30 protein-coding genes are annotated in these 26,991 nt (G+C 65.6%); 16 read left to right on the top strand and 14 right to left on the bottom strand.

What is annotated here, in order from left to right; genetic code table 11:
• Nucleotides 1-4 precede the first annotated feature (4 nt).
• Nucleotides 5-859, top strand: a complete 855-nt coding sequence (locus tag ACQP2U_RS03480; protein ID WP_433713346.1) for an aldo/keto reductase — start codon at nucleotides 5-7, stop codon at nucleotides 857-859.
• Here the strand turns inward: ACQP2U_RS03480 and ACQP2U_RS03485 are convergent.
• Nucleotides 856-1,983: an NAD(P)-binding domain-containing protein gene (locus ACQP2U_RS03485; protein WP_433713347.1), complete on the bottom strand. Its 1,128-nt coding sequence runs from the start codon at nucleotides 1,981-1,983 to the stop codon at nucleotides 856-858. The genes ACQP2U_RS03480 and ACQP2U_RS03485 overlap by 4 nt on opposite strands.
• Before the next feature lie 90 nt (nucleotides 1,984-2,073).
• Here ACQP2U_RS03485 and ACQP2U_RS03490 point away from each other — a divergent pair, with 90 nt between their 5' ends.
• The 5 genes from ACQP2U_RS03490 to ACQP2U_RS03510 all read left to right on the top strand — a co-directional run bounded on the left by ACQP2U_RS03490 (nucleotide 2,074) and on the right by ACQP2U_RS03510 (nucleotide 6,918).
• Complete coding sequence (locus tag ACQP2U_RS03490) at nucleotides 2,074-2,799, top strand: enoyl-CoA hydratase (protein ID WP_433713348.1); 726 nt, start codon at nucleotides 2,074-2,076, stop codon at nucleotides 2,797-2,799.
• A complete protein-coding gene (locus ACQP2U_RS03495) occupies nucleotides 2,800-3,942 on the top strand; it encodes an MBL fold metallo-hydrolase (RefSeq protein ID WP_433713349.1) in 1,143 nt (380 codons plus the stop codon).
• 34 nt (nucleotides 3,943-3,976) lie between these two features.
• Nucleotides 3,977-4,288: an antitoxin gene (locus ACQP2U_RS03500; RefSeq protein ID WP_433713350.1), complete on the top strand. Its 312-nt coding sequence runs from the start codon at nucleotides 3,977-3,979 to the stop codon at nucleotides 4,286-4,288.
• Between the two features lie 49 nt (nucleotides 4,289-4,337).
• Nucleotides 4,338-6,647, top strand: coding sequence for an ATP-dependent DNA ligase (locus tag ACQP2U_RS03505; RefSeq protein WP_433713351.1), 2,310 nt, complete (start codon nucleotides 4,338-4,340; stop codon nucleotides 6,645-6,647).
• A 91-nt stretch (nucleotides 6,648-6,738) separates the two neighbouring features.
• A complete protein-coding gene (locus ACQP2U_RS03510) occupies nucleotides 6,739-6,918 on the top strand; it encodes an antitoxin (protein ID WP_433713353.1) in 180 nt (59 codons plus the stop codon).
• A 44-nt stretch (nucleotides 6,919-6,962) separates the two neighbouring features.
• Here ACQP2U_RS03510 and ACQP2U_RS03515 read toward each other — a convergent pair whose 3' ends face one another.
• Entirely contained in the window at nucleotides 6,963-7,610 is a 648-nt protein-coding gene (locus ACQP2U_RS03515; protein ID WP_397040226.1) for a cysteine hydrolase family protein, read from the bottom strand.
• 281 nt (nucleotides 7,611-7,891) lie between these two features.
• Between ACQP2U_RS03515 and ACQP2U_RS03520 the strand changes: the two genes are divergently transcribed.
• Nucleotides 7,892-9,133, top strand: coding sequence for a lipase family protein (locus tag ACQP2U_RS03520; protein WP_433713355.1), 1,242 nt, complete (start codon nucleotides 7,892-7,894; stop codon nucleotides 9,131-9,133).
• A 65-nt stretch (nucleotides 9,134-9,198) separates the two neighbouring features.
• On the opposite strand, the gene ACQP2U_RS03525 is transcribed toward ACQP2U_RS03520, so the two are convergent.
• The 5 genes from ACQP2U_RS03525 to ACQP2U_RS03545 all read right to left on the bottom strand — a co-directional run bounded on the left by ACQP2U_RS03525 (nucleotide 9,199) and on the right by ACQP2U_RS03545 (nucleotide 15,135).
• Nucleotides 9,199-9,843, bottom strand: a complete 645-nt coding sequence (locus ACQP2U_RS03525) for an ammonium transporter (protein WP_433713356.1) — start codon at nucleotides 9,841-9,843, stop codon at nucleotides 9,199-9,201.
• Nucleotides 9,844-10,057: 214 nt separating this feature from the next.
• Nucleotides 10,058-10,741: a hypothetical protein gene (locus ACQP2U_RS03530; protein ID WP_433713357.1), complete on the bottom strand. Its 684-nt coding sequence runs from the start codon at nucleotides 10,739-10,741 to the stop codon at nucleotides 10,058-10,060.
• 18 nt (nucleotides 10,742-10,759) lie between these two features.
• Complete coding sequence (locus tag ACQP2U_RS03535; protein WP_433713358.1) at nucleotides 10,760-11,497, bottom strand: energy-coupling factor transporter transmembrane component T family protein; 738 nt, start codon at nucleotides 11,495-11,497, stop codon at nucleotides 10,760-10,762.
• The gene (locus ACQP2U_RS03540) at nucleotides 11,497-13,611 is read right to left on the bottom strand and encodes an ATP-binding cassette domain-containing protein (RefSeq protein ID WP_433713359.1); all 2,115 of its coding nucleotides are present in this window, start codon (nucleotides 13,609-13,611) and stop codon (nucleotides 11,497-11,499) included. Before ACQP2U_RS03540 ends, ACQP2U_RS03535 begins: the two co-directional genes overlap by 1 nt.
• Before the next feature lie 63 nt (nucleotides 13,612-13,674).
• Entirely contained in the window at nucleotides 13,675-15,135 is a 1,461-nt protein-coding gene (locus tag ACQP2U_RS03545) for a flavin-containing monooxygenase (protein WP_433713360.1), read from the bottom strand.
• Nucleotides 15,136-15,230: 95 nt separating this feature from the next.
• Here ACQP2U_RS03545 and ACQP2U_RS03550 point away from each other — a divergent pair, with 95 nt between their 5' ends.
• Nucleotides 15,231-16,289, top strand: coding sequence for an AraC family transcriptional regulator (locus tag ACQP2U_RS03550; protein WP_433713361.1), 1,059 nt, complete (start codon nucleotides 15,231-15,233; stop codon nucleotides 16,287-16,289).
• Here the strand turns inward: ACQP2U_RS03550 and ACQP2U_RS03555 are convergent.
• Both ACQP2U_RS03555 and ACQP2U_RS03560 read right to left on the bottom strand, forming a co-directional pair.
• Nucleotides 16,259-17,065: a metallophosphoesterase gene (locus ACQP2U_RS03555; RefSeq protein ID WP_433713362.1), complete on the bottom strand. Its 807-nt coding sequence runs from the start codon at nucleotides 17,063-17,065 to the stop codon at nucleotides 16,259-16,261. The genes ACQP2U_RS03550 and ACQP2U_RS03555 overlap by 31 nt on opposite strands.
• A gap of 161 nt (nucleotides 17,066-17,226) precedes the next feature.
• A complete protein-coding gene (locus tag ACQP2U_RS03560) occupies nucleotides 17,227-17,661 on the bottom strand; it encodes a MarR family winged helix-turn-helix transcriptional regulator (protein WP_433713363.1) in 435 nt (144 codons plus the stop codon).
• 86 nt (nucleotides 17,662-17,747) lie between these two features.
• Here ACQP2U_RS03560 and ACQP2U_RS03565 point away from each other — a divergent pair, with 86 nt between their 5' ends.
• Nucleotides 17,748-18,392 (top strand): TIGR03086 family metal-binding protein, encoded by a 645-nt coding sequence (locus ACQP2U_RS03565; RefSeq protein WP_433713365.1) that lies wholly within the window; start codon nucleotides 17,748-17,750, stop codon nucleotides 18,390-18,392.
• Nucleotides 18,393-18,818: 426 nt separating this feature from the next.
• On the opposite strand, the gene ACQP2U_RS03570 is transcribed toward ACQP2U_RS03565, so the two are convergent.
• From ACQP2U_RS03570 to ACQP2U_RS03585, 4 genes are all read right to left on the bottom strand, one after another.
• Nucleotides 18,819-19,613 (bottom strand): RluA family pseudouridine synthase, encoded by a 795-nt coding sequence (locus tag ACQP2U_RS03570; RefSeq protein ID WP_433713367.1) that lies wholly within the window; start codon nucleotides 19,611-19,613, stop codon nucleotides 18,819-18,821.
• Between the two features lie 355 nt (nucleotides 19,614-19,968).
• Nucleotides 19,969-20,976, bottom strand: coding sequence for an adenylate/guanylate cyclase domain-containing protein (locus ACQP2U_RS03575; protein ID WP_433713369.1), 1,008 nt, complete (start codon nucleotides 20,974-20,976; stop codon nucleotides 19,969-19,971).
• 100 nt (nucleotides 20,977-21,076) lie between these two features.
• The gene (locus ACQP2U_RS03580; RefSeq protein WP_433713370.1) at nucleotides 21,077-21,325 is read right to left on the bottom strand and encodes a galactose oxidase early set domain-containing protein; all 249 of its coding nucleotides are present in this window, start codon (nucleotides 21,323-21,325) and stop codon (nucleotides 21,077-21,079) included.
• A 63-nt stretch (nucleotides 21,326-21,388) separates the two neighbouring features.
• Nucleotides 21,389-21,994 carry a PadR family transcriptional regulator gene (locus ACQP2U_RS03585; RefSeq protein ID WP_433713371.1) on the bottom strand — a complete coding sequence of 202 codons (606 nt, stop codon included), beginning with the start codon at nucleotides 21,992-21,994 and terminating at the stop codon, nucleotides 21,389-21,391.
• A 114-nt stretch (nucleotides 21,995-22,108) separates the two neighbouring features.
• Between ACQP2U_RS03585 and ACQP2U_RS03590 the strand changes: the two genes are divergently transcribed.
• Nucleotides 22,109-22,570: a hypothetical protein gene (locus tag ACQP2U_RS03590; protein WP_433713372.1), complete on the top strand. Its 462-nt coding sequence runs from the start codon at nucleotides 22,109-22,111 to the stop codon at nucleotides 22,568-22,570.
• A gap of 47 nt (nucleotides 22,571-22,617) precedes the next feature.
• Here the strand turns inward: ACQP2U_RS03590 and ACQP2U_RS03595 are convergent, their stop codons facing one another.
• Entirely contained in the window at nucleotides 22,618-23,106 is a 489-nt protein-coding gene (locus ACQP2U_RS03595; protein ID WP_433713373.1) for a hypothetical protein, read from the bottom strand.
• Between the two features lie 168 nt (nucleotides 23,107-23,274).
• Here ACQP2U_RS03595 and ACQP2U_RS03600 point away from each other — a divergent pair, with 168 nt between their 5' ends.
• The 6 genes from ACQP2U_RS03600 (at nucleotide 23,275) to ACQP2U_RS03625 (ending at nucleotide 26,972) form a co-directional block, all read left to right on the top strand.
• On the top strand, nucleotides 23,275-23,412 hold the full coding sequence (locus ACQP2U_RS03600; RefSeq protein ID WP_364347222.1) for a hypothetical protein: 138 nt from the start codon (nucleotides 23,275-23,277) through the stop codon (nucleotides 23,410-23,412).
• The gene (locus ACQP2U_RS03605) at nucleotides 23,396-23,623 is read left to right on the top strand and encodes a DUF6480 family protein (protein WP_433713374.1); all 228 of its coding nucleotides are present in this window, start codon (nucleotides 23,396-23,398) and stop codon (nucleotides 23,621-23,623) included. The genes ACQP2U_RS03600 and ACQP2U_RS03605 overlap by 17 nt, the downstream gene beginning before the upstream one ends.
• A gap of 17 nt (nucleotides 23,624-23,640) precedes the next feature.
• A complete protein-coding gene (locus ACQP2U_RS03610) occupies nucleotides 23,641-24,063 on the top strand; it encodes a DUF6098 family protein (protein ID WP_433713375.1) in 423 nt (140 codons plus the stop codon).
• A gap of 42 nt (nucleotides 24,064-24,105) precedes the next feature.
• Complete coding sequence (locus ACQP2U_RS03615; protein ID WP_433713376.1) at nucleotides 24,106-25,326, top strand: cytochrome P450; 1,221 nt, start codon at nucleotides 24,106-24,108, stop codon at nucleotides 25,324-25,326.
• Nucleotides 25,323-25,907 carry a TetR/AcrR family transcriptional regulator gene (locus ACQP2U_RS03620; protein WP_433713377.1) on the top strand — a complete coding sequence of 195 codons (585 nt, stop codon included), beginning with the start codon at nucleotides 25,323-25,325 and terminating at the stop codon, nucleotides 25,905-25,907. Before ACQP2U_RS03615 ends, ACQP2U_RS03620 begins: the two co-directional genes overlap by 4 nt.
• Nucleotides 25,908-25,988: 81 nt before the next feature.
• Nucleotides 25,989-26,972, top strand: coding sequence for an aldo/keto reductase (locus ACQP2U_RS03625; RefSeq protein ID WP_433713379.1), 984 nt, complete (start codon nucleotides 25,989-25,991; stop codon nucleotides 26,970-26,972).
• Nucleotides 26,973-26,991 lie beyond the last annotated feature (19 nt).

Consider the following 26,991-nt stretch of genomic DNA (forward strand, 5'->3'; position numbering starts at 1 on the left):
GAATGTGACCTTCAGAAGCGAGACCAGCGCCATTCCCTCGATCGTGCTGAACGACGGGAACGTAATCCCGCAGCTCGGCTTCGGGGTGTTCCAAGTACCGTCGGAGGACGTCCAGCCGGTCGTCACCGCCGCACTGGAGGTGGGCTATCGCAGCATCGATACCGCCGCCATCTACGGCAATGAGGAGGGCACCGGCCGTGCCATCCGGGAATCCGGGCTGCCGCGTGACGAGGTCTATGTCACCACCAAGCTGTGGAATTCCGATCAGGGCTACGACGCCACGCTGCGCGCATTCGACGCCAGTATGGCGCGGCTCGGCCTGGACTACCTCGACCTCTATCTCATCCACTGGCCGGTGGCGCAGGCCGATCGCTTCGTCGAGACCTTCAAGGCCTTACAGACGTTGAAGGCGCAGGAGCGGGTGCGTTCGATCGGGGTATCGAATTTCACCGTCGCCGATCTGGAGCGGATCATCAGTGAGACCGGCGAGATCCCGGCTGTCAACCAGATAGAACTGCATCCCCGGCTGGCGCAGCGCGAGCTCCGTGCGTTCCACGATGCGAATGCCATTGCCACCGAGGCATGGAGTCCGCTGGGCCAGGGCACGCTGCTCGGTGATCACACCATCGTCTCCATTGCCGACGAGGTCGGTCGCTCTCCGGCCCAGGTGATCATCCGCTGGCACCTTCAGCAGGGGATTGTGGTCATCCCGAAGTCGGTCACCCCGTCGCGCATCGCCGACAATTTCGACGTCTTCGGTTTCGAACTCACCCGGGACCAGATGAACGCCATCAACGCACTCGATAAGGGCGCCCGCATCGGGCCCGATCCGGCGACCTTCACCGCAGGGCTCGTCTAACCGAGGCCGAGATAAGCCGTAAGTTCTCGAGCGGCGGCGCGCCCGGCTCGGTTCGCGCCGATGGTGCTCGCGGATGGGCCGTAGCCGATCAGGTGGATGCGCGGATCGACAGCGACCTGGGTGGCGAGGCGACCGGTCATGGTGATGCCGCCGCCTGGGCCGCGCAGGCGTAGCGGGGCCAAATGGTCCAGGGCACTGCGGAATCCGGTGGCCCAGAGGATCACGTCGGCGTGCTGGAACGAACCGTCGGCCCAGCGCACCCCATCCGGTTCGATGCTCGCGAACATCGGATGTCGCTGGAGCGCGCCGCGAGCTTGCGCGGCGCGCAATCGATCGTCGATCCGCAATCCGGTGACCGAAACCACAGAACCCGGCGGAAGTCCGCGGCGCACACGATCCTCCACGATGGTGACGGCGGCCCGGCCGTCCTCCTCGGCGAACGGTGCGTCACGGAATACCGGTTCGCGTCGAGTCACCCAGGTTGTGGTGGTGACCTGCGAGATCTCATCGAGCAACTGAACCGCGGACACTCCGCCGCCGACCACCACGACATGTTTGCCGGCGAACTCATCGGCTATGCGGTAGTCGTGTGTGTGCAACTGGCGTCCGGCGAAGGTCTCCGCGCCCGGATAGTGCGGAATGAAGGGATGTTCCCAGGTGCCGGTGCCATTGATCAGGCCGCGCACCCGGATCGTGCCCGCGGTATCGGTCTCGACATTCAGCGTCGTGCCTCGTCCTGCCGCGAGATCCGGCCCTGCGGCACAAGGGGTTCCGTCGGAATTGCGGTCGCAGACCACGGTCACCGAGACCGGTCTGCGCACCCGCAGATCGAATCGCTTCTCGTACAACTCGTAATAGCGCGGCACCGCGGTGGCCGCTGGTACGGCGTCGGAATCGGGTGGCAGTGTCTTGGCGAAGGACATGCCAGGAAGGTCGTGCACCCGGTTGACGGTGGTCAGTGTGAGCGATGGCCACCGGAACTGCCAGGCACCACCGGGTCCCGGTGCGTGATCGAGGATGCGGAAATCCCGTTCCGGGCGCAGACCGAGGCGCTGCAGGTGGTAACCGGCCGACAGCCCGGCCTGACCAGCGCCGATCACCAGGATGGGGAAGTCTGTCGGCACAAACCGAGATCGTATCGGCTTGGTCGGTATGTTCGGCCACCTGTGGCACAGTTGATGTAACCAGTCGAACCGGTCAGTTGCGGAGGATGCATGCTCGACGTTAGCCGCGATGGCGATGTCGTCACCATCGAATTACAGCGCGAGGAGCGGCGTAATGCGCTGAACATCGAACTCATCACTCGGCTCCGTGAAGCGGTGTTGGCCGCGGCCGAGGATGCCAGGGTGATAGTGCTCACCGGTCGGGGCGCCCTGTTCAGCGCGGGCGCGGACCTGTCCGGGGTCCACGCGGAGGAATTTTTGACGGCCCTGCCCGACATGCTGCACACCATCGAATCCGTACCGGTCCCGGTGATCGCGGCGATCAACGGCGGCGCACTCGGCGCGGGCGTGCAGATCGCGCTGGCCTCGGATCTGCGGGTCATGGCACCCGATTCCTATATCGCCATTCCGGCCGCCAAGCTCGGCATCAGCGTCGACCGCTGGACCGTGCGGCGGTTGGTCTCGCTGATCGGCGGCGGCCCCGCCCGGACCATGCTGCTCGGCGCGGAACCGGTATCGGCCGCCGACGCCTACTCCTTCGGCTTCGCCAACCGGCTCGGCACCCTGGCCGATGCGCAGGCGTGGGCCAAATCGATCGCCCAACTGGCTCCGCTGTCGCTGCGGCATATGAAGTTGGAGCTCAACGATGACGGCACCCGGGATCCGGAGACCACACAGCAGCGTGCGGCGCTGGAGGCGGCGTGGACCAGTCAGGACGCCCAGGAGGGCCGGCTGGCAAGGGCCGAGAAGCGCGCGGCGAAATTCGTGGGGCGATAGATGAATCCGAAGAAGATAGTCGGCATTGCCGCCGGTGCACTCGGCCTCACCTGGCTGGTACGCGCGGTGTGGGACATCCCCTCGGCGATCGGCGCCTCCATCAATGCCATTCAGCCATACGCGACCGGCGCGGTGAGCTATCGCAATCGGCAGTTCCACAACACCGAGCCGAGCACGCAGTTCGTCTCCGGTGCCACTCCGTCTCTGCTGTTCTCGGTGCTGACCCGGCGTAATGCCGGTCGTCCGCGCACCGCGGTTCCGCTGGCGACGCCCGACGTGCCGACCGAGGCCGCCGACCTCGCGGTCACCTGGTATGGGCACGCATCGGCGCTCATCGAGGTCGACGGGTATCGGATTCTCACCGATCCGGTGTGGAGCGAACGGGTTTCGCCGTCGGCGTTGGTCGGTCCCGCGCGGCTGCATCCGGTGCCGACGCCGCTGTCGGAGCTGCCGCCGGTGGACGCGGTGCTGATCTCGCACGATCACTACGACCATCTGGACAAGGCGACGATCCGTCAGCTGGTGGTCGAACAGGCCGCGCCCTTCCTGGTGCCGATCGGCATCGGCGCACATCTGCGGCACTGGGGTGTGCCCGAACATCGGATCATCGAATTGGATTGGGGCGGTTCGGTTTCCCTCGCCGCGCTGGGGCGCGAGCGCGATGGCACCGATCTGGTGCTCACCTGTACCGAAGCGCGGCACTTCTCCGGACGCGGCCTGGTGCGCAACACCACACTGTGGGCGTCCTGGTCCATCATCGGCTCGACCCGGCGGGCCTACTTCGGCGGTGATACCGGGTACACCAAGGCTTTCGCGGAGGCCGGCGCCGCACTCGGCCCGTTCGATCTGACGCTGTTGCCGATCGGGGCCTACGACGAGGCCTGGCCGGACGTGCATATGAACCCGGAGGAGGCGGTTCGGGCCCATGCCGACCTCGGCGTCGGCGATCCCGGACACGGACTACTGGTGCCCATCCACTGGGCGACCTTCAATCTGGCCTTCCACGGGTGGTCGGAGCCGGTGCGCCGGATGGTCGAGGCGGCGCGTGCGGCCGGTACTGCCGTGGCGGTGCCGATGCCGGGCCAGCGTATCGACCTCAATGACCTGCCGGGCCGGGATTCCTGGTGGGAGGATATTGGGTGAATACCTAGGTTCGTCGACAGGAAGGAATACAGGCATGAGTCTCGTGGACACCCTGAAAGGCCTGGTCGGCAAGGGGAAGGAAGCGGCGGCCGAGAACGCCGACAAAATTTACGGTGCGGTCGACAAGGCCGGCGGGTTCATCGACGAGAAGACCGGCCACAAATATTCCGACAAGATCGGCAAGGTGCAGGAGGCCGCCAAGAAGGTGGTCCCGACAGACCAGTCCGCATCGGAGCCGCCCGCACCGAAGCCGACCGCACCGGAGCCGCCGGTGACCGCGGCTGAGGAACCGCCGGTGCCGCCCGCTCCCAAGCCCGCCCCCGAGCCAGGAGAGCCGCAGGCCTGATATGTGGTGGGGGCCGGTTTCTGTCGGTCCCCACCCCTAAACTTCATTTATGGTGACCCGCCGGGAATTCGGTGGCAGCCCGGGCCGGCCGGGCATCGAGGTTGAGTTGAGCAACCTCGACAAGGTGCTGTATCCGGCAACAGGAACCACCAAAGGCGAGGTCATCGCCTACTACTCGGCCATCGCGCCCGCGATGCTTCCACACATCGCCGGACGACCGGTCACCCGGAAGCGCTGGCCCAACGGCGTCGACGAATCATCCTTCTTCGAAAAGAATCTCCCGGAACACGCGCCGTCATGGCTGGAACGTCACGCCATCGAACATTCCGATCGCAAGGTTGTCTATCCGGTCATCGATTCCGAGGCCGGACTGGCCTGGATCGGACAGCAGGCCGCGCTGGAAGTCCATGTGCCGCAATGGCGTTTCGACGGTGACAAGGTCGGCTACGCCACCCGGTTGGTCTTCGACTTGGACCCGGGTCCTGGCGCGGGATTGGCCGAATGCGCGCGGGTCGCACTAGCAGTGCGCGAGATGGTCGAGGGCATCGGGCTGCACGCCTTTCCGGTTACCAGTGGTAGCAAGGGAATTCACATCTACGTGCCGCTGGAACGGGAGTTGAGTCCGGGCGGTGCGTCCACCGTGGCCAAGCAGGTGGCGACGAATCTGGAAAAGCTGCACCCGGATCTGGTCACCGCGACGATGGCGAAATCGGCGCGCGGCGGGAAGGTCTTCCTGGACTGGAGTCAGAACAATCCGGCCAAGACCACCATCGCACCGTATTCATTGCGCGGCCGCACCGAACCGAATGCGGCAGCACCGCGCACCTGGGCCGAGTTGGAGAGCCGGAAGAAGTTGCGGCAGTTGAGGTTCGATGAGGTGCTCGCCCGCTGGCGCGATGACGGGGATCTGCTCGCCGAATTGGATCCGCCGAGCTCGAACAGCGATGCGCTGACGAAATACCGATCGATGCGCGACGCCTCGGCGACGCCGGAACCGGTGCCTTCCGAAGAACCTGTGCCGGGGGAGAACAATCGGTTCGTCGTCCAGGAACACCATGCGCGGCGGTTGCATTGGGATGTGCGGCTCGAACGTGACGGCGTGTTGGTGTCGTGGGCCGTGCCGAAGGGGCCGCCGACCTCATCGGCTCAGAACCGGCTCGCCGTGCACACCGAAGATCATCCGTTGGAGTACTTGACCTTCCACGGTGCCATTCCGAAGGGGCAGTACGGCGCGGGGGAGATGACGATCTGGGATTCCGGTACCTACGAGACCGAGAAGTGGCGCGAGGACGAGGTGATCGTCACCTTCCACGGCAGGCGACTGCGCGGCCGCTACGCGATGATCCGAACCAATGGCACCCAGTGGCTGATGCATCTCATGCGCGACCAGAATCCGGCCGAGGAGGGCGCGGACCGGGTTTCCAGTGGTCCAGTCGGCCCCGAGGCCGCGTTCATCGTGCCGAGACCAGCTGGGCCCGCCCCTTTTCCGCGCGGCCTGCGGCCGATGCTCGCCACGCATGGTGAGGTCGCCGATCTCGATGACGTCGAGTGGTGCTTCGAAACCAAATGGGACGGCTTCCGGCTCATCGCCGAAATAGATTCCGGAACATTGACGCTGCGCAGCCGGGCGGGCAATGTGGTGACCACACGCTATCCGGGCATGGCGGTGCTGGCCGAGGAGTTGGCCGGTCACAATGTGGTGCTCGACGGTGAGGCCGTGGTGTTCGACGATCACGGCGTCGCCAATGTCGGTCTGCTGCAGGCCGATGCGGCGCGCGCGGTCTTCGTCGCCTTCGATGTGTTGTATCTGGACGGCACTTCACTGCTCCGCAAACGGTATTCGGATCGGCGTCGGGTGTTGGAAGCAATCGCAGCCACCGCGCCGTCACTGCGGGTGCCGCGGCGACTGGACGGCACCGGCGCCGAAGCGCTGCGCTACAGCCAGGAGCAGGGGCTGGAGGGTGTGGTCGCCAAGCGCAAGGATTCGGTGTATCTGCCGGGTAAGCGCGGGCATTCGTGGGTCAAACAGCGCAACTGGCGCACTCAGCGGGTGCTGATCGGCGGCTGGCGGCGCAGCGATGCCCGCAACTTCAAATCGCTGCTGGTCGGCATTCCGCACGAGGGCAGGCTGTATTACGTGGGACGGGTCGGCACGGGGTTCAGCGAGCCTGTCATGCGGGATCTGGCCAAAAGGCTGGTCAAGTTGGAGCGCAAGTCCACCCCTTTCGACAATGACCTCACCGCCGAGGAGCGCGCGGACGCGGTGTGGGTTACCCCGAAACTAGGTGGAACCGTGCGCTTCATGAACTGGACCGAGACCGGCCGTCTCTGGCATCCGGCCTGGCTCGGCGAGATGTGACGGCGGTCGCTGATGGTTTGCCGGTTCATCGGTGAGTTCGCTGGGTATCGTTTGTTCGCGGTTGTGTCGGCTCGAAAACGAGGAGTGCACGGTGGATTTCAAGAACCTGGCGAATAAGGCGCTGGACCTGGCCCAGCAGAATGCGGACAAGGTGGATACCGCCATCGATAAGGTGGGCGATCTCGTCGACAAGCAGACCGACGGCAAGTTCGCCAGCCAGGTCGACGCCGCGCAGGATGCCGCCAAGAAGGCCATCCACAAGGACAGCTGAGCCGCCGATGGCGGACCGGGAGTACCGATCCGCCATTCCCGCGGTCAGTTGGGTTCGCGGGCGAGCAGCGCAATGATGGTCGCGCTGTCGGTGACCATCGCGTGCCCCTGGAATTCGAAATCGTCGTAGGCGCGCGCCATGGCCTCTTTATCGCGGCCGCCGACGGCATCGCTGATGATCACCGGCACGAAGCCCAGATCGGTCGAATGGGTGACCGTCGGCGCGATGCCGATCTCCAGTGCGACACCCGTGATCGCATATGCGCCGATGCCGAGATCACGCAGCACCGCGGCCAATGGCGTGCCCTCGAAGGCCGACATGGAGGTCTTGTCGAAGACCACCTCATCGGCTGTGGGCCGCAGCTCTGGAACCAGTTCGAAGGCCGGGGTGTCGCGCTGCAGGATGAATTTCACGTCATCGACACTGTCGACCTGCTGCCAGCTCATCGCCATGCGCAGCGCGAAGGTGCCGCTCAGGCGGCGCGGCAGGAAGAAATGCCGCAGGAAGATGATCGGATAACCGCCGCGCCGTGCCGCTTCGACCACTCGCGCCACCCGCTCGATGATCTCCGGACCGTCCGGTAATTGGGAGAGCACACCGACCTGCATGTCGTAGACGATCACCGCCATGCGGTGCGGCGCACACACATCGGCGAGTTCTTCGGGAATGTCCAGTCCGTTGCCATGCCGCATGGTCAGCTCACTCCTGTTCGGTACCGGTCACGTTCGGGGTTCGTCCCGACGGTGATCCGATTGCGCTATAGCCACTTTCGAAGCGCGCTCCAGGCGTGCTCCGCCCCAACTGTAACCATGTCGGAAATCGGACACCTACGGCGTAGCCGATGCCCGCCGATGACCGTTGCTAGGCCCTCTGATCAGGCAGTACGGTGGTTTCATAAGAGGCCGGGCGAAGTCGGCGCCGACGTGTTTCCGGCGCGCTCCGCGTCGCGCCGCGTCGAAGACTGGAGGCCGCGATGAACATTTTGTCTGCACCATTCGTCGGCGGTAACCGGAGATTCGGTGCGATATCGATCTTTACCGTTCTCGCGGTCGCGGCATTCGCATGCGTGCCCGTTGCCAGGGCGGTGCCGCCGCCGGATCAGGACCTCTTCTACGTGGCAGCGGTCGATCCGGCTTCGCAGCCCGACGGTGCTGTGATGCGGACCCGTTCGATCGCTTTATACGGTCTGCCGCTACCGGTTTCGGCCTGGCAGGTGCAATACCGGACCAACGATACGAATGGCTCGCCGATCGCCGGTATGGCCACCATGCTGGTGCCGAATTGGCCGTGGTTCGGTCCCGGCCAGCGGCCGCTGCTGTCGTATCAGATTGCCGAGGACAGTCTCGATACCCGATGTGCGCCGTCGTACGCGCTGCGAGGCGGCTGGGATCTCGGCGGCGCAAACACCTATATCGACACTCTGTTCATCGCCGAGGCGTTGCGCCGCGGCTGGGCGGTGGTGACAAGCGATTACGAGGGGCCGGACTCCAGATTCCTGGACGGCGTCAACGCTGGCCGCGCGGTGCTCGACGGCATCCGGGCCGCTCGGGCGTTCGCACCGGACGGCGTCGGCCTAGCGAGCCCCATTGGGGCGTGGGGCTATTCGGGCGGTGCCTTCGCGACGCTGTGGGCGGCGCAGATACAACCGGAGTACGCGCCCGATATCCAATTCGCCGGAATCACCTCGGGTGGGGTGCCCGCAGATTGGACAGCCATTGCGCAGGGTGTCGATGGTGGGGTGCAAGCGGGACTGGCAATGCTGGTACTGATCGCTATCGCGAAGAACGAGCCGGATTCCGGTGTGGCGGAACTACTCAACGAGCGCGGTCGGACCGCCCTCATCGAGGACGCCTCGGCCTGTGGTCCGGATCTCCTTACGAAGTACTTCAACGCGCATGTGGATGAATTCGCGGCGGTGCCGGATGTGTTGTCTCATCCGGTATTACGGGCGGCGACCGACCGGCAGGAGCTCGGCGGCAACGCACCGATCATGCCGATGTACCTGTACCACAGCGCAACTGACGATGTAATCCCAGTCGCCGGTTTCACCGATCTGGTCGGGCGATACTGCGCACAGGGTGCCGATCTCACCTCGGTGCATTCGGCGCTGCCCGGACACAATGCGACCGCGATCGGTGAGGCGGCCGGTGCCATGGGCTTCCTCGCCGATCGTTTCGCGGGTGTCCCGATAGCGCCCGGTTGCCACGGACGATAAACGAAAGATGCGGCGCGCTCAGACGATTCGTTGCGCGCCGCGTCGGGCGATGGAAGTGCGCGGTCTTACTTGACCGGACCGTCCTGCCATTTGGTGGTGCCGGGCGGGGCGGACAGGGTGTCGAGCAGATCGATGCCCGCGATGATCAGTGCCGGACCGCCGACCACGAGTGTGCCGATAATGCCGCCGATGCCCGCGCCCGCGAGGACGCTGGCGATGACGGTCGGTCCGCCGACAATGCCGGTGAGCCCGACCAGCGCGCCGATCACCGTGCCGATAAAGCCGCCGATGGCGGTGGCAATGCCGAACTGGGACAGGAAGTTGTCCTGTGCGCGCAGATTCTCCCGTGCCGACGCGACGGGCGTAGCCGCCTGCCGCGCCGTCGTGAAGTCCTTGACCGCGGTCAACTCCAGCACCCGGCCCGCGTCGCGGATCTCGTGCGGCATGGTGAACTCCAGGCCGTCCTGCCGGAACGACAGCGGCAGCGTGACCACGGTATTGCCCGCGATGTCCTTGATATCCACGGTGTTCGCCGACATCTGGAAGGACCCGTCGGTCAGCGTGGTAACGATCTTGTCGCCCACCAGTTTTGCCTCGTATCCGATGTCCGGTACGGGCGCGGCATCCGGCTGTGCGTACGAGGTGCCCGCGCCGACCGCGACAGCGGCGACGATCGGCACGGCTGCCGCAGTGATCTTGCGGAAAATCATTCCGGTGGTCCAATCTTCATCAGTTCTGGTAAGCCGTAGCAACGCTCCGCACACGAAAAATCCTTCCCCCGACGCCGTGCAGAGCCGCGATGTGATCTAGAGAACGCACTCCGAGGACACCGTACCGCGCACAAAAGGTTTAGAGGAATGCTTTTCGGGGTATACAACAATGCTCACATGATGAGTCTTGTTATAGCTCTTCGCTATTCGGTCATCATCTGGGCTGCTGCAAGACGTTGATCGCGCGGGCGATCACCAAGATCACCAGCACCAGCGAGATCGCCGATTGCAGCATCATCGTCGCCTTCGCCCATCGCGACATCGGCATCACATCGGTCGGGCTGAACGCCGTCGCATTGGTGAATGCCAGATACAGATAGTCAGGGAACTGTGGCTCCCAGTCGGGTCCAGCCAGGTCCGGACTCTGCATCTGCACGAACAGGAAGTCCGGCAACGGCTTTCGCGCATGTGCACGAGCCGCGGGTCCGCCGCGATCGAACTCCCAATACCAGAGTCCGAACACCACCACATTGGTCAACCAGACCGCACCGCCCGAGACGAGCAGTTGCACTGGATCGGTGAGAGTTCCATTGAGCAGTTGGAACACCAGTCGACCCGCCGAGACCGCCGTGGCCAGACTCAGCAACCCGGTCAGCAGCAGGCCGCCGCTGCGCAGCCAGCGCTCTTCCCGGTTGAGCCGGAACGGATTCGCCACCACCAACACACCGAGCAACAGGACTTCGAGCACGGGCAGCACCAGCCAGGCGGGCTGTTGGCGAAGTTCCTTCGGCGCGACCTGCAGCACGACGATCACCACCACGGCGAGTGTCGCGGCCAACCGCGACTCACCCTCCGTCTTGCGTTGCCAGGCAGGTACATCCTCGTCTTGGTCCCGCACAGAGGCCAGTATCGCCGATCAGGTCAGCAGATCCAGGACGACCGCGCCGAGGCAGACCGCGACAACAATGGTCAGCGCGATCGCGTCATTGCGGCCGGGGACGCTCAGTCGGGCAGTGAGCTGGCCGGTGCCGCCACGCGCGGTAATGGCCTCGCCCAGTTCGGTTGCCCGGCGGCTGGATACCGCCATCGCGGCGGTGAGGATATCGACGAGCGGATTATCGGCGGCACGATTGAGCAGATTGTTCTTCGGGCGCAGTCGGCGCGCCGCTCGCAGCACCCGGATCTCGTCCATCAGTAGTGGCAGCCCGCGCAGTGTCAGCGCGATGACCACGGCCCATTCGTCCACGGGCACGCGGAATCTGCGCAGCGGGGAGCCGAGTTTGGCCAGTGCGGGGGCGATATCGGCCATCGGGGTGGTCCAGGCGATCAGGAACGAGGAGGCCAGCAGGATCAGGCCGAAGACGGTGACATTGGTGTAGCGCAGCACGGCTGCACTGCCTACCGGCACATTGAGCAGGGCACCGACGCCGATCGCGGCCCAGAACCACCACGGGAGGCGCGGCAGTGTGCTCAGCGGCAGTCGGGCCGCGACCCCGATCACGATTACGAAAACCACCATCAAGCCCAGTACCGGCCAGGACGGTAGGAACATCAGCACCAGGCTGATCAGGAACGCCCCGATGATCTTGGTTCCGGCCCAGAGGCTGTGCACTGGACTGGCAACCGGCACTTCGCGGAACAGCACCGTACTCATCACCGACCTCCGTTCCCGAGTCGCCATGCCGGATCCCCCGGGTGGGTTCCTGGCAGCATCGTGTGGGCATCTGGCTGGTGCGCGGGTGCATTCGCGGTGTCGCGGATCGGATCGGTCTCCAGAATGCGTCCGGCCTGGAGGTGGACGGTCCGGTCGCAGACGGCGGCCATATCGTGCACGTCATGGGAGATCACGATCAGGGTCAGCCCGGAGTTACGCAGGCGAGCAAGTAATTCCACGATTTCGGCGCGGCCCTGCGGATCGAGCCCGGCCAGCGGCTCGTCGAGCACGACTACCGGCGCGTGGCTTGCCACAATGGCCGCGAGCACCACGCGTTTGGCTTGGCCCCCGCTGAGTTGTTCGATGGAGCGTGCGGCGAGTGCGCGATCCAGGCCCACCGCGTCGAGTGCGCGGCCGACGGCACCGGATCCGGCGGCTCGGCCACCCCAGTCCGCGATTTCGTCGCCGACCGTCTGTTTCTGCAGTTGCAGCCGGGAGTGCTGGAACGCCAACTCGACTCGGCCGATCTGTTTCGCGATCGGCTTACCGACCAATTCGCAACGGCCGGAACTGGGTTCGATCAATCCGGCCATGATCCAGGCGAGTGTCGACTTGCCGGATCCATTGCCGCCCACTACGAGTACCGCCTCGCCACGCCGGACGGTCAGGTCGACGCCGTGTAAAGCCGGTGCGGCCCAAGGTGTTCCGTGGTTATAGGTGTGCCGAACATCGCTCAACCGCAGGACGGTTTCCCCCATCGGGCGGCGTCGTATTTCGCCGACCGGCTGCGGCCAGGCTGGTAGTCGCTCGACGGTCCGGCCATCTGCCAGGTGCACGACCCGGTCGGCGGCGGCGGCATCGGCTTCGTGATGGGTTACCAGTACCACCGCCATGGGATGGCGGTTGGGCAGTTCGGCCAGGAGTGCGACGAGATCGCGGCGGCCGTCCGGATCGATCATCGAGGTGGCCTCGTCGGCAATGAGCAGCGCGGGGCGGCGGGCCAATGCCGCGGCCACCGCCAGCCGCTGCTGCTGACCGCCCGACAAGGTGGCGGTCTCTCGATCGCCCATCCCGTCCAGGCCGACCTCGCGCAGTAGGCCATCGATATCGACCGCGGCGGCGAGTTCGGTGGACAGACCCCACACCACATCATCGGCTACCAGCACACCGAGCGTTTGACTCTCCGGCCGCTGCAGTACCAGTGCGGTGCCACCCAGGTGGCCGAGGCCTGCCGCGCCCGGGCGGTCCACGCTGCCGGTGGTCGGCGGATATCCCGCGAGCACCCGGGTCAATGTCGATTTGCCGGATCCGTTGTGGCCGACAATGGCCACGAATTCGCCGATCGCGACCGTTAGGTCGATACCGGACAGCGCATCCACCGGCGCGCCCGGATAGCGGAAGCCGACCTCGCGCAGTCGCACCGGCAGTGGCGCGATGGGCCGGTCATCGGGTGGTGCGTCGAGCCGGTCCTGACTCGGTAGCCAGGCCAGCCGGTCGAGTACCGAGCCGAGTACGAACCAGGAGAACACCGCCGTCGCGAGGATGCCCACCAGCACGCCACCGCCGATCAGGACCCACCACCAGCGGATCGCGGCATCCGCGGCATCGGCGACGCCACGCCCGAGCGGTTCCAGGTGGGGCTGTCGCGCCGCCGTCCGCTCCAGCCCTTCCGCGGTGCTGCGAATGGTGTTGAACAGTAGATCCCGGGACCGGGACAGCACGAACAGCGTTCCGACGGCGAAGGCCGCGAAGCCGAGACCGGCGATTACCGATAATCCGAGCACCGCGGGTAAGCCGCCGCGTCGTCTTTTGACGGTGCCGATAATGCCCGCGATGGTGGCCGAACTGAGAATGCCGAATGCCGGCACGATGCCCGCCGCGACGAAGCAGACCAGCACGGCCGAACCGGTCGCGGTGATCAGGGCCCGCAGCCGATAGCGGTGCGCGATCATGGCCAGCGGCACCGCCGCGACCAGCTGCAGCGCCGCGGCGAACGGAATCAGGGCGCCGACGGTGACAAGGCCGACGGTGGCACCGCCTAGCACCGCCCCCACCGCCAATTCGATCGGGCGCAGTGGTCCGTGCTCGGTGGGGCGGGCGGGCAGATCACTCACGGGTCAAGTCTGCCAGGATCCGGTGGCAGAGTTCGTGTGGTGTTTCTGTGGAGACTGTGAGCGTCAGGCGACCCGGGTCAGCTCGTAATCGGCGACGTTCAGCTTGCGCACGCGACGGCGATAGGCGAGCTGCGGGCCCGGCCAGTTATTGGTGATCCGGCCCGAAGCGGTGCGATACCAGCTGGAGCAGAAGTTCCACGGTGTGCGCGCCAGACGCTGTTGGACCGCGGTATTGAATCGCGCCTCCGCCTCGGGACGCACCTCGAGCACGTGGCCGGGACGTTCGGCGAGCAGTTGGACGGCCTGGCGGATATACCGGACCTGCGATTCGATCATGTAGATGATCGAGCCGACACCTAGGTTGGTATTCGGCCCGTAGACCAGGAACAGGTTCGGGAAGTCGGGCACGGTAATGCCGTAGTAGGCGTGCGCGCCGCCCTGCCACGCATCGGCGAGCTTGCGGCCCGCTCGGCCGTAAATATTCATGGGCCAGAGGAATTCGGTGCCCTTGAACCCGGTGCCGTAGATGATCACCTCGGCCTCGTGCACCGTGCCATCGGCGGTGCGCACGCCATTCGGCACGATTTCAGTAATGGCGGTGGTCTCGACCTGCACATTCGGCTCGAGCAGCGCCGGGTAGTAATCGTTGGAGAACAGCCCGCGCTTACAGCCGATCGGATAGTCGGGGGTGAGTTCGGCGCGCAGCCGCGGATCCGGGACCTGCTTTTCCAGATGCTTCGACGCGATCTGCCCGACCAGCCGTGCGATCCACGGGAATTCGACAAGACCAAGCGCGACGAATTCGGCAATGGCCCACCACCCGAACCGCTCGACGAGCAGGGCCCCGGGCAGTCGGGCGAAGAGTTTGTGCTGGATGGGGGTGTAGTCGGTATCGAATTTGGGCAGCACCCAGGCCGGCGTGCGCTGGAACAGCGTGAGGTGTTCGACCTGCGGCTGGATCTGCGGAATGTACTGGATGGCGCTGGCGCCGGTGCCGATGCAGGCGACGCGCTTACCGGTCAACTCGACGCCGTGATCCCATTCGGCGGAGTGGAAGGCCTGGCCGGTGAAGGTATCGATGCCGGGAATGTTCGGCAGGGCGGGCCGGGACAATTGGCCGACCGCGCAGATGAGCACGTCGGCGGCGCGGGCCGCGCCGTCCTTGGTTCGTACGGTCCAGCGGCCGTCGTCGAATTCGGCATCGGTCACCTCGGCGCCGAAATGGATCGTCTCCAGCAGTTGGTGCCGCTGGGCGACGCCGCGCAGATAGTCGTGGATCGCCACCTGTCCGGAATAGCGCTGCGGCCAGTCCGGCTTGGGCTCATAGGAGAACGAGTACAGCGGCGACGGCACATCGCAGGCCGCGCCGGGGTAGGTGTTCTCCCGCCAGACCCCGCCGATGTCGGTGCCGCGCTCCAGGATGGTGATATCGTCGAAACCATTGCGCCGCAATTCGATTGCCATCCCGATGCCGCCGAATCCGGCGCCGACGATGATGACCGAGGGCTGCCTCCCAGCTGTCATGTGTGGCACTCCTCACAGCACTGTAGATGAGTTCCACTCTACGACTGCCGGTCGTACCGGTCGGCAGATCGAGATTTTCGGCCATAATGTCCGCTGTGGAGCGGGTACAGGATCCGGGCATCCGCGACTGGAACTTTCCACGCGGCATCGCCAGCGTGGCACTCATGGTCGGCTATGGCGGTGAGCAGGGCGTGCCTGTCGAGCGCATGCTCGCCGGAACCGGGCTGACCGAGGCCGTGCTGCACGATCCGGACGCGCAGATCGACGCGCGCACCGAGCTCGCCGTCATCCGCAATCTCGTGCGGGAACTCGCCGAGACACCCGCGCTCGGTGTCGAGATCGGCCGCCGGTATCGGATCACCACCTTCGGCATTTTCGGTTTCGCGTGCGTCAGCAGTCCGACGCTCGGTGAGGCCATCTCGTTCGCGCTGCGCTATCTGGAGCTGAGCTTCACTTTCTGCCTACCTGTCGCGGAATGGGGGCAGGGCGAATTCATCGCCTGGGTGCACGACGAATCGATTCCGGCCGATGTGCGCCAGTTCTTGGTCGAACGCGATGTCACCGCCATGCATCAGGTCATGAGCGATCTGATCGGCAAACAACTGCCGCTCACCAGGGCCGAATTCCGGTTTCCTGAGCCGGGATACGTCGATCGGATCATGGAGGTCACCCAGGTGCGACCGCGTTTCGGGCGGTCGCACAATCTGTTCACCATCGATCCGGCAATGCTGGAACAGCCACTGCCGCAGGCGAATGAGCACACCTGGGCCATGTGCCTGGCACAATGCCGGGATCTGGTGGACCGACGACGCGCCCGCACGGGTATCGCGGCCGAGGTGCGCGAACTCCTGGTGCCCGGCGGTGCGGACGGATTCGCCGCTCCGCGTGGAATCGACTCCGTCGCACGCGATCTCAATATGAGCACCCGCACCTTGCGTCGCCACCTCGATGCCGCTGGTACCAGCTATCGCACACTGCTGGACGAGGTGCGCCGCGCGCTCGCCGAGGAAATGCTCACCGCCACACCGCTTTCGGTGAGCGATGTGGCCATCCGACTCGGCTATGCCGAATCCTCCACCTTCATCTACGCCTTCAAACGCTGGACCGGCGCGACACCGGCCGCCTACCGCCGTGAACGCGCCGTGCGGGGCTGATTCGGCGGCACGTTGATCCAGCCGTCCATCGTGATATTGCGGAAATGCGTTGTAATGCGCTTGTTTTCGTCGATGACGTGCATTGCGATGGCAGGATCCGGCGCATAATCCATAACGCGGTGCGGGAGTTCGAGTTCCCACTCTCCGCCGAGTACGGAGGCGGTGCTCGGCGCGATCAGTAGTGGGCGGCCCGCGAAGGTGGTCGCGGCGGCGGAGTGTGCGTGTCCGGTGACCACGCCGACAATGCGTTCGTCAGCGGCGACCACCTCGGCGAATTTCTCGGGTTCGGCCAGCGAGATCTCATCGATGACCGGACTGAACAGATGTGCGGGCGGATGGTGCAGCGCGAGCAGTATGGGCGCGTCGGCGGGTGCGGCGACGAGTACGCCGCGCAACCAGTCGTAGGTTTCCTCGCTGAGTCGGCCGCCGGATTCGCCGGGGACGCTCGAATCCAGCAGGGCCACGGTCAGATCGCCGACCCGGTGTGCGTGGTTGATCGGCGCGGTCGATGCGGGTTCACCGAGCAGAACGGCGCGGAAGGCGGCGCGGTCGTCGTGATTGCCAGGTAGGACATAGACCGGAATGTCGGCTTCGAGTGCGACGCGCGCTTCGGCGTACTGCTCGGGTTTACCCGAATCGGTGATATCGCCGGTCACCAGAATGGCATCAGGCCTGCGTCGCAGCTCGGCGAGATAGGCCATGACCCGCTCGGCGCGTTCGGCATTGCGGGTGCCGAGATCGAAATGGGTATCGCTGACCTGAGCCACCAGGATCATCGGCGTTCGCTTTCTCTGGGGGGTCGCTCCATTGCGTCAGAGGGTGTCGGCATCGTGTGCTGGCACGTCTACAGGCTAGATGACCTGCGAGTTCCGCGTCGTCATGAGGCTGACCACCGGTAGCAGACCGCGGGGTCGGAAGTGGTCGCGCACACACCGGGTCAGCTCGACGGGTCGACGACCGAGGCCCACAGCGTCTGCAGTGACCGCAGGAACGACTTGCGGTCGGCGGCGGGCAGCTGGGCCAGCAGTTGGTTCTCCTGCTCCTGGATATCGTGTTGTGCCTGGTCGCGGGTGGTCCGACCGGCCGGGGTGAGCGAGATCAGGCGTGCGCGCCGGTCGGTCGGATCGAGGTCCCGGCGGATGAGGCCGCGCTGCTGGAGTTCGTCGAGTGTGCCGATGATGCGTGTCTTGTCCGCGCGGATTTTCTTGGCCAGCGCGGCCTGGGTGTAGACGGGTTCGTCACCGAGTCCGAGCAGGACCACATAGCCCCACATGGTCAGGCCGTGCCGCTCCAGGACGGGCAGTTCCGCCGCGGCGAGGGCGCGGCCGAGCGGCGCGATCATCGCGGCGAGGTCGGGGCGCTTTTCCGGCATGGGTAGAAAATACCGCTTGGCTTATGATAAGCATGCGCTTACGATAAGCATGCGCGTATTAATTGGATGTTTCGAAAGGACTCTCAATGACCACCGATTCCGACACCTCCGCCGAACTGCGGACCCTCAAATCGCTGGGTACGCAGGTCGATTTGATCGCCCTCAATGCACAGGCGGTGCGCACCAGCATCGAAGTTGTCTCCCACCTGACCGCCGCCGATCTGGCGAAACCCACGCCGTGCACCGGGTGGACGCTGCACGGATTGCTGGCGCATATGATCACCCAGCACTACGGGTTCGCGGCCGCCTCCCGCGGCGAGGGCGACCTGTCACTGTGGCGGCTGCGTCCGCTGGGTGCGGATCCGGTCGCGGATTACCGTGCTGCCGCCGAACATGTCTTGGCATCCTTCGCCGAGGACGGCGTGCTCGACCGAACTTTTCCACTGCCGGAGTTCACCCGCGCCTTCGAATTCTCCGGAGCCGAGGCGGTCAGCTTCCACTTCATCGACTACGTCGTGCACTCCTGGGACGTCGCCCGAACCCTCGGCCGCACAGTGCATTTCGACGACGACCTGCTCGCGGTCGCACTTTCGGTAGCCGAAGTCGTCCCCGGCGGCCCGGCCCGCCTGGCGCCCGGTGCGGCTTTCGGACCGGTCATCAACTGGTCCGGTGACTCCGCGCTCGACGAGATCGTCGCCATCCTCGGACGTTCCCCGAGTTGGCCCGAGTAGTCGTCGCACGAACCCGATCACCGTGTGCCACGCCGGGGCAATTGTTACGTGTGTCGCGCTGAGGCGCGCGGCGATGAGACGGCGTGCGCGTGTCTTTTCGCACGACGCCTCCGCTCAGGTGCTCTGCGCTGGCAAAGATCGCTCGAGCGGCTGCCGCGGCCCATCGGCTCCGCGGTGCGCGCAGCAACCGCGACGACCGTCCGGACTCCGCGACGCAAGCGCTCGTCGTACACCGCCGCAACCTGCTCGCCGCGCCGCGCGCGATTTGGGCATGCGGCGCAGGGGATTTTCGGCTATTCGACGCGCGGCACGAGAGAACGTGAGCAGCGTTGGACCAGGCTGGGGAGATTGGCTTCGGGGGCTGCTGAGAGGTAACGGGGTGGTTATGTGGCACGGGGGCTTGGTCTGTTGCGTGCGGGTGTAGGGCTATTCGGGTGGAGGGAGCAGCGGGGATTCGGCGGTGTGCAGCAGGTTGTCGGCGTGTTGGAGGAGGGCTTCGGCGTCGGGGGTGGGTTGGAAGGGGCGCCAGAAGTCGGGGGTTGGGGTTGCTTGGAGGGTGAGGGTTGGGGGTGTGCGCCAGGGGGCGGTCAGGGCGAGTTGCCAGGAGTGGAGGTAGGTGCGGTCGTATCGGGCGGATTTGTCGAAGAGCGGGTCGCCGACGATGGGGTGTCCGATCCAGGCCAGGTGTATCCGGATCTGGTGGCGCCGGCCGGTGATAGGGCGCACGGCCAGCAGGGTATGGGCGTCGGTGCGCAGCACCGTTGTGAACTGCGTGGTCGACGGGTAGTTCTTGGTGGCCAGGAGATCCGCGTCGTCGACGAACCAGCGGCCCGCCTGCTCGCGAATGGATTCGCGGGGCGCGGCGATCCGCACTCGGTTCTTGCGGCCGACACTGAGCGGGAGTTCGATGACGCCGCGATCGGGCAGGCCGGTCGATTCGACGATCGCCAGATACGACTTCTCGGCCGTCTGCTTATTGAACTGCCTGGTCAGCTGCCCGTGCGCGCCGAGTTCCTTGGCTAGCAGCACGAGCCCGGAGGTCACTTTGTCGATCCGGTGCACCGGATACAGTGTTTCCCCGGAAGCGGCCGCCGCCTCGACGATATCGCTGTCGTGTCGCTCCCCGGTCACCGAAATCCCAGCGGGCTTGTTCAACGCCAACACCGCCGCGTCCTCCTCGATAACGCAGCTCTCCCGCAACTCGGCCCACTCGAATTCCACCGGACGAGCTTAGGTTGTGCGTCGCCAATGTTTGCTGTGCGGCGGTGCGTGTGGGCGGGCAGGCGGGGAGTGCCGGTGTTCACTGTGGCGGCGCTGCGATTGGGCGGCCAGGTTGTGGGTTGCCGGTGTTGCTGGTGTGGCGCTGCGTGTGGGCGGGCAGGCGGGAGTTCAGGTTGTGCGTTGCCGGTGCTGTTGCGGCGGAGTGGGTGGGCGGGCGGGCCAGGCGGTGGACTCAGGTTCTGCGTTGCTGGCGTTTGCTGTTGCGGCGGTGCGAGTGGGGCAGACAGGTTGTGCCTTACCGCTGCTTGCTGTTGCGGCCCTGTGCTTGGGGGTGCCCGGGCGGCAGGTTCGTGTGTTACCGGTACTTGCCGTTGCGCCGCAGGGTGTGGGGACGCAGGCGGTTGAATCCGCGGACGCGCACGCTGCGCAGATTGCGGATATCGAACTCCGGATTGCCGTCCAGGGCCGCGGCGGCGTCGTCATCGACGAGAACGGTGCCGGGTCGGGCGACGCCGGTGAGCCGGGAGGCGATATTCACCACCGAGCCGTACAGATCGCCGAAGCGCTGCAGCACCGGCCCGTAGGCCACCGCGACCCGCAGCTCCGGCGTGCCGCCGACCATCATCGTGCTCTCCTGGATGGCCAGCGCGATCCGGGCCGCATCGGCCGGATCCTCGGCCGCGAACATGACTTCGTCGCCGACGTTTTTGATCACCCAGCCGCCGTTCTCGGTGATCGCGGCGGTGGTGGTGGATTCGAATGCCTCCAACAGCATGGAGAGTTCATCCGGGTGCAGATGCCTGGTGAGCCGGGTGTAGCCGACCATATCGGCGAAGCCGACCGCCAACTCGCGCACCGCCTCACCCGCCGTAGTGCCAGGATCGAGGGACCGGGCCAGGGCCGCGGCGAGGTGGCGGCGCCACGCGTAGGTATTGAGCTGTTCCAGCGTGGAGATGGCCGCCTCGGTGGCGGCGCGCGCGGTTTCGGCAGGGTCGGCGCCGGGCGTGCTCGCGGCCATCCGAGCGCTGATTTCGGCGAGCACCACATCGACCTGCCATTCGGCCAGTCGCGCCATGCCCTGGCCGAGAGTGCGCGCGGTCGCGGCCTGCTGCTTGGAGTCCGCCGAGGCGAGCACATTGAGCGCGCGGAAATTGCGCACGGCGGCGATATCGGCATCGGCGTAGTCGACGGCGGCATCATCGATACCGGCGGGGAAGCCGAGTGCCATCCACAGCCGCTTGGTCAGATCGGTGGTGGTCCCGGATTCCTCGGCGACCTCGGTGCGGTTGTAGCGGCGCGGCCCGTCGAGCAGATACGACTCCACGACCGACTCGACCAGCTCGGATATCTCGGTGGGAACCATGATCGGTACCTTACGGGCCGAGCTCGCGCCCATGGCGGCAACGGAGCAGGTGACGGTCGGCGCCACCGTCGTGGCGGTCCGGGACTGTGATCGGTCACAATCAGCTCAGGTGCAGCCACCGTCCGGTCGACGGCACACCCTGATCGTTCACGACCAACACCGGGTACCAGCCAGGCGGCGCGAGTGCCGGATTCGACGGCAGTGTGATCGTCACCGAATCCGGTGCGGTGCTGGTGAATTCGAGATCAATCGCGCGTTGCTCGTTATCGGCGGAGTGCGTGCACGCACCGGGGCGGACGAGATTCACCTCGCGCGGGGCGGGCCTTTGTCGCGGCAACGGTCGCGCCACATCCTGGGAAGATCCATCGGCGGCGCCGATTGGTATTCCGGTGTCGCCGCGGGGGGATGCGAGCTACGGCTGCTGATGCGGCAGTAGGGATTCCCAGGACCAGGTGAGGGTGCCCGCCGCCAAATCCGCGATAACGGCGTCGAGCCAATGCAATTCGGCCTCGGTGACCGCGCGCTGGTACTCGTCCTCCAGCATGACCACCCTGGGCAGCTGCATCGCGGCGGCCTGCTTCGCGTCCGCGTCCATCTCGGCGACTTTGGCGCGCACCGATTTTGCGCGCCGCTCTAGTTCGGTGCGGGCGCTTTCGGGCCCGAGCAACATCAGGAACGACAGCGCCGCAGGGAATTCCGGATACTCGTTGCGCGATTCACCGATCATCTCGGCGAGCCAATTCGCGCAGGCCGTGCGGCCCGCATCGGTGATTTCGTAGATGGTCCGCTCCGGATATTGCTGATCGCGGCCGGTTTCGCGGACCGTGACCAGTCCGGCCTCCTGCAACCTGCCGATCGTCTTGTAGAGCGCCGCGCGCTGGGTGACATTGACGACCTTGTCCTTGCCCCACTCCTTGATCCGCCGCTGGATCGCATACGGGTGCATCGGTTCCAGATGCAGGATGCCGAGCAGCGCCATCGCCAGGGGCGAGCGCTTGAACTGCGTCGATGCCGTCATACCGCTCATTCTAATGGTGTTTAGACAACTAGGTTCATACAAACTAGTTGCGAAGAAACTAGTGTGTATGTCACTATTGGTTCATCAGCGGAAGCCACCCGAGAGGATCGAAAAATGACCGCCAAGACCGCCACCCGCATCCACGTCGACCACGAGACCGCAAAGCGCCTCGGCAACTGGACCGATGCCGATACCTTCGACATCACGGCCCGCTACGGCAGCGTGGTGATCGACCTGCGCTCGCCGCAGATCACCGGTGACGGCGAGATCGTCGTGCACGCCGATCTCGACCACGCCATGGTGAAACTGCTCGTCCCCGACGACGCCGTCATCGACCAGACCGAACTGCACTGGACCGGCCGCGGCCGGGTGAAGGATTTCGCGCGGCCCCAGGACGCCGCGGGTCGCGTCATCCGGCTCACCGGCACCAGCAACCGCAGCGAATTCCGGGTGCACCGTGCGGGTACCGCCGTGCTGTCGGCCATGTTCTCGCGGGAGTTCTTCGAGGATGTGCGCCGGGCGCATCGCGAAGGAACGCATCCGACGGTCGCCGATCCGGCCAATGCGCCGCGTTGATATCGAACCCTCTGTGCCCCAACCCTGTGGTTGGGGCACAGAGCATTTCAGCCGCCGTCGAGCCCAATCGTCAGATACTTCACGAAGAACTCGTTGTTCAGCGCGTAACGTGAGCGCCGCAGCCGGATCAGCGCGATGGCGTCATCGACCGCATGCCCCAGATCGAGCAGCGTCTGCGCGACCACCAAACCCGAGCGGTTGTATCCGTATTGGCAGCGCACCATGACGCTGCGGTCGGCGCGAACCGCGGCGGCGGCGATCCTGGCCAACGCCCGCGCCGCCGCCAGTTGCTCGGCGTGCAGCGCCGCATCCGGAATCGCGAGGTGATGGTGTTCGACATCCGGTCCCGGCCCGTGCCCCTCGGCCTGGTACAGGCTGATCACCACCTCGAATTCGGTCCCGACGATCGCGGGCACCCGCACACCCTCGGTGTTCCCGTAGTGATGCCCACCCATCCATAGCTGTGGAACAATCTCGTTCCACGGCGCATCCGCATCCGGTGTCTGCACCCTGGGCGGCCGGTCCATCTGCACCATCGTCGCCTCCCCGCGTCTTCTTCCACGGTACCGCCGTCGTATGCCATGGCGACGGCTCGAGATATCGCGCGGACGCGGCCGCTCGCCCGCAGCAACCTGGCCGGAGCCTTGGCAATTTTCGAGTGAACGATGACCTTTAAGTGGTGCGCGTCCGGGTAAGCGCCCGATATGGAACTTCTACTGGTACTCGTCGTGATACCGGTGATCGTCGCCATCGTGGTATTGCGACGTAAACGTGCCGGGAAGCCGACGGACCCGGAAATGATCACCGGCAACGAAGGGCATCGCCATGTCGATGGATCCTGATCCCCGCGGCACTCCCGATCTCGAGCCGGGTGGCGGCGTCCGGCCCGGCTCGACCCCGCCCGAGACGGCGCAGACCTCCGGTCTGTCCGCGCCCGAACCGCGCACCAGCCGACATTTCCCGCCGACTGGAGTCGGGTTCATCGCCATGGCCGCGGCGTTGGCGATCCTGTTCATCGTGGTGGCGGTGCTGCTGGTGATAACCCTGTTCTGAGCGCGAAGGGGCGACCCATGACAGAGTTGCCGACTATCCGCGCCCTGGCCGATCTCGTCGACTTGGTGACCGAGCGGCCGGTGTACCTGCGCTATTCCGACGGCCCCGATACCGATGATGGGCCCAGCCTCGACTACGAGTCGGGGGTGGAACTGCCTGGACTGTCGGTGACCACGCTGGCTCCCGAGCCGTGGTGGACCCGCCCAGCCGAGGACTGGATAGCGCGCCGACTGTGCAAATACGCCGAACTCGGTTCCGAGAGGGGGCGATTCGCGTGGATACTGTGCGGTCGCGAGGTGGGGCGGGGGCCGGATCATGAGCCGGTGGTTACCGATATCACCCCCGTGGCGGTGATCGACGAAAAGGTGATCGATGAGGCGAAACGCGTGTATCGCAGCCGGTTCGAAGTGGCGCAGGATTCCCGCTGTCGTCAGATGTAACGCGTTCTAGACAGAATTGCCATTCTGTCTTACGCTCGTGTCATGGTGACAGAGTTGTCTCACCGTCCGCATTTCGAATTGAGATCCGCGCAGACCTGGCGCGACCCGTGGCAGATGTATGCCGAACTGCGCGCCCATGACCCGGTACATCACGTTGTGCCCGAGGATGATCCGGCGAGCGACTACTACGTCCTGTCCCGCTATTCGGATGTGTATGCGGCGGCGCGGGATGTCGCGACCTTCTCCTCGGCGGGCGGTCTGACCGTCGACTACCGCGACCTCGGCGAGATGGGGTTGCCTGAACCGCGTCCGTTCGTCTTCACCGATCCGCCGGATCACACCACCTTCCGCAAACAGGTCATGAAGGGCTTCACGCCACGGCAGGTGCGCTCGGTCGAACCACAGGTACGCGCTTTCGTCGTCGAGCGGCTGGAGCGGCTGTGCGCGGCAGGCGAGGGCGATATCGTCGTCGAACTATTCAAGCCGCTGCCGAGCATGGTAGTCGCGCATTATCTCGGTGTGCCGGAACCGGATCGGCCGAAATTCGACGAGTGGACCGATCACATCATGACCGCCTCCGCAGGCGGTAGTCCGCTCGATGCCCAAGCGGCAATCGGGGAATTGATGCAGTACTTCACCCATCTGATCGAACGCCGTCGCGCCGAACCCGCCGACGATACGATCTCGCATCTGGTGGCTTCCGGGCTCGGTGCGGACGGCGACTATGCGGGCATCATCTCGATTCTCGGCTTCGCCTTCACCATGATCACCGGCGGAAACGACACCACCACCGGCAATCTCGGTGGTGCGGTGCAATTGCTGACCGAGCGCCCTGATCAGCGTCGGCTGCTGATCGAGGAGCCGGCACTCATCCCGGATGCGGTCGAGGAATTCTTGCGGCTCACGTCTCCGGTGCAGGGATTGGCGCGAACCATGATGCGCGACGTCGAGATTCACGACACCACTATTCCGGCGGGACGTCGCGTGCTGCTGCTGTATGCCTCGGCTAATCGGGACGAGCGCGAATTCGGCGCCGAGGCAAGCGAACTCGATGTGCTGCGTCGGCCCAAGCAGATCTTGACCTTCAGCCACGGCAACCATCATTGTCTCGGCGCGGCCGCCGCGCGCATGGTCGCACGCGTCACGCTGGAGGAATTGCTTTCGCGCTGTCCGGATTTCGTCGTCGATATCGACCGTGTGCGTTATGCCCCGGGCAGTTACGTGCGCTGGCCGGACCGCGTGCCGTTCCGGGCGTCGCGATGACGGCGGCACCGGGCGGGGCGGGAGATTGGTTGCGCCCCAGGCGCGCCGATATCGCGGCCGAGCAGATCCTGGATGCCGCCGCGCAGCTGTTCGTCGAGCGCGGCGTCACGAACACCGGCATGGGCGATGTCGCGAAGGCGGCGGGCTGCTCCCGCGCCACCCTGTATCGCTATTTCCCGAACCGCCAAGCGTTGCGAATCGCGTTCGTGCACCGCGAAGCTCGTCGCGTCGGCGCCACGGTCGCCGAGCGGACTCGTGAGATCACTGATCCGCGCCAGCGCATCGTCGCGGTCATGCTCGCATCGCTGCGCGAGGTCCGCGCCGACCCGACACTGATCGCGTGGTTCACTGCGGGTGATGCGGGCATCGCCAATGAAATCGGACAATCCTCCGAGGTCATCGAGGCCATTGCCGCCGGGCTGCTGCCGCCGACGGCCGATCCGGAGCGCTCCCGGCTGGCCCGCTGGTTGGCTCGTATCATCATGTCGCTGCTCACCGCGCCCGGTCGCGACGAGGTCGATGAACGGGCAATGCTGGAACAGTTCGTCGCACCCGTCGTCATGGGCGCATTCGCGAACTGAACCTCCTTGCGCTTGACTTGGAGCGCGCTCCAGGTCGTAGCGTCGATGGCGAAAATCGTCGACCAAGGAGGAGAGCCTCGCATGATTCCGACCAGGAAGCTCGGCCAGTTGACCGTTGGCGCACAGGGGCTGGGCTGCATGGGCATGAGCCAGGCCTATGGCGTGCGCGATAACGACAACGAATCCATCGCCACCATCCATCGAGCGCTGGATCTGGGCGTGACGCTGCTGGACACCGCGAATGTCTACGGCCCGGAGACGAATGAGCGACTGCTCGGCAAGGCCATCGCCGACCGCCGCGACCAGGTGGTGCTCGCGACCAAATTCGGCATCGTATGGGGCGAGGACGGCAGCATGGGCGCCCGCGGCGACGCCGCGTATGTCAAGCAGAGCTGTGACGCCTCGCTGGCCCGGCTCGGTGTCGACCACATAGACCTCTACTACCAGCACCGCGTTGATCCGAATGTCCCGGTCGAGGAGACCTGGGGCGCGCTGTCGGAGCTGGTGCAGGCGGGCAAGGTGCGCTACCTCGGCATTTCGGAGGCCTCGGCGGCGACCATCCGCCGTGCGCATGCGGTCCATCCGGTGACTGCCCTGCAGAGCGAATGGTCGCTGTGGACAAGGGATATCGAGGCCGAAGTGCTGCCGACCTGCCGTGAGCTCGGCATCGGCATCGTGCCCTTCTCACCGCTCGGCCGCGGCTTCCTGACCGGCGCCATCACTTCCACCGCCGATCTGCCCGCCGACGATATGCGCCGCCGCCTACCGCGATTCGCCGAGGACAACCTGGACGACAACCTCGCCATCGTCGCGGCGCTGCGTGAGTTGGCCGCCGAAAAGGGCATTACCGCAGGACAATTGGCGCTCGCCTGGGTGCAGAGTCGCGGCGACGATGTGGTTCCGATTCCGGGCACCAAGCGCCGCACCTACCTCGAGGAGAATGTGGCCGCTGCCGAGATCACGCTGACCGCAGACGATCTCGCGCGCATCGATGCCGCCGCTCCCGCCACCGCATTCGCCGGTGCGCGTTATCCGGAACACCTCGCTAAGGTCGCCGGGCGCTGACATCCTCGGGTCTCGCACA

Origin of the sequence: Nocardia sp. CA-084685, from assembly GCF_050955785.1 — a bacterium.
Lineage (GTDB): Bacteria > Actinomycetota > Actinomycetes > Mycobacteriales > Mycobacteriaceae > Nocardia.

Coding starts and splice junctions, on each gene's coding strand:
- ACQP2U_RS03620 (WP_433713377.1), top strand. CDS start 25,323: ATGACGGCGGCACCGGGCGGGGCGGGAGATTGGTTGCGCCCCAGGCGC.
- ACQP2U_RS03555 (WP_433713362.1), bottom strand. CDS start 17,065: ATGATCCTGGTGGCTCAGGTCAGCGATACCCATTTCGATCTCGGCACC.
- ACQP2U_RS03505 (WP_433713351.1), top strand. CDS start 4,338: ATGGTGACCCGCCGGGAATTCGGTGGCAGCCCGGGCCGGCCGGGCATC.
- ACQP2U_RS03575 (WP_433713369.1), bottom strand. CDS start 20,976: ATGGTTCCCACCGAGATATCCGAGCTGGTCGAGTCGGTCGTGGAGTCG.
- ACQP2U_RS03605 (WP_433713374.1), top strand. CDS start 23,396: ATGTCGATGGATCCTGATCCCCGCGGCACTCCCGATCTCGAGCCGGGT.
- ACQP2U_RS03585 (WP_433713371.1), bottom strand. CDS start 21,994: ATGACGGCATCGACGCAGTTCAAGCGCTCGCCCCTGGCGATGGCGCTG.
- ACQP2U_RS03535 (WP_433713358.1), bottom strand. CDS start 11,497: ATGAGTACGGTGCTGTTCCGCGAAGTGCCGGTTGCCAGTCCAGTGCAC.
- ACQP2U_RS03560 (WP_433713363.1), bottom strand. CDS start 17,661: ATGCCGGAAAAGCGCCCCGACCTCGCCGCGATGATCGCGCCGCTCGGC.
- ACQP2U_RS03590 (WP_433713372.1), top strand. CDS start 22,109: ATGACCGCCAAGACCGCCACCCGCATCCACGTCGACCACGAGACCGCA.
- ACQP2U_RS03500 (WP_433713350.1), top strand. CDS start 3,977: ATGAGTCTCGTGGACACCCTGAAAGGCCTGGTCGGCAAGGGGAAGGAA.
- ACQP2U_RS03520 (WP_433713355.1), top strand. CDS start 7,892: ATGAACATTTTGTCTGCACCATTCGTCGGCGGTAACCGGAGATTCGGT.
- ACQP2U_RS03600 (WP_364347222.1), top strand. CDS start 23,275: ATGGAACTTCTACTGGTACTCGTCGTGATACCGGTGATCGTCGCCATC.
- ACQP2U_RS03595 (WP_433713373.1), bottom strand. CDS start 23,106: ATGGTGCAGATGGACCGGCCGCCCAGGGTGCAGACACCGGATGCGGAT.
- ACQP2U_RS03515 (WP_397040226.1), bottom strand. CDS start 7,610: ATGCGGCATGGCAACGGACTGGACATTCCCGAAGAACTCGCCGATGTG.
- ACQP2U_RS03495 (WP_433713349.1), top strand. CDS start 2,800: ATGAATCCGAAGAAGATAGTCGGCATTGCCGCCGGTGCACTCGGCCTC.
- ACQP2U_RS03565 (WP_433713365.1), top strand. CDS start 17,748: ATGACCACCGATTCCGACACCTCCGCCGAACTGCGGACCCTCAAATCG.
- ACQP2U_RS03490 (WP_433713348.1), top strand. CDS start 2,074: ATGCTCGACGTTAGCCGCGATGGCGATGTCGTCACCATCGAATTACAG.
- ACQP2U_RS03625 (WP_433713379.1), top strand. CDS start 25,989: ATGATTCCGACCAGGAAGCTCGGCCAGTTGACCGTTGGCGCACAGGGG.
- ACQP2U_RS03525 (WP_433713356.1), bottom strand. CDS start 9,843: ATGATTTTCCGCAAGATCACTGCGGCAGCCGTGCCGATCGTCGCCGCT.
- ACQP2U_RS03610 (WP_433713375.1), top strand. CDS start 23,641: ATGACAGAGTTGCCGACTATCCGCGCCCTGGCCGATCTCGTCGACTTG.
- ACQP2U_RS03545 (WP_433713360.1), bottom strand. CDS start 15,135: ATGACAGCTGGGAGGCAGCCCTCGGTCATCATCGTCGGCGCCGGATTC.
- ACQP2U_RS03615 (WP_433713376.1), top strand. CDS start 24,106: ATGGTGACAGAGTTGTCTCACCGTCCGCATTTCGAATTGAGATCCGCG.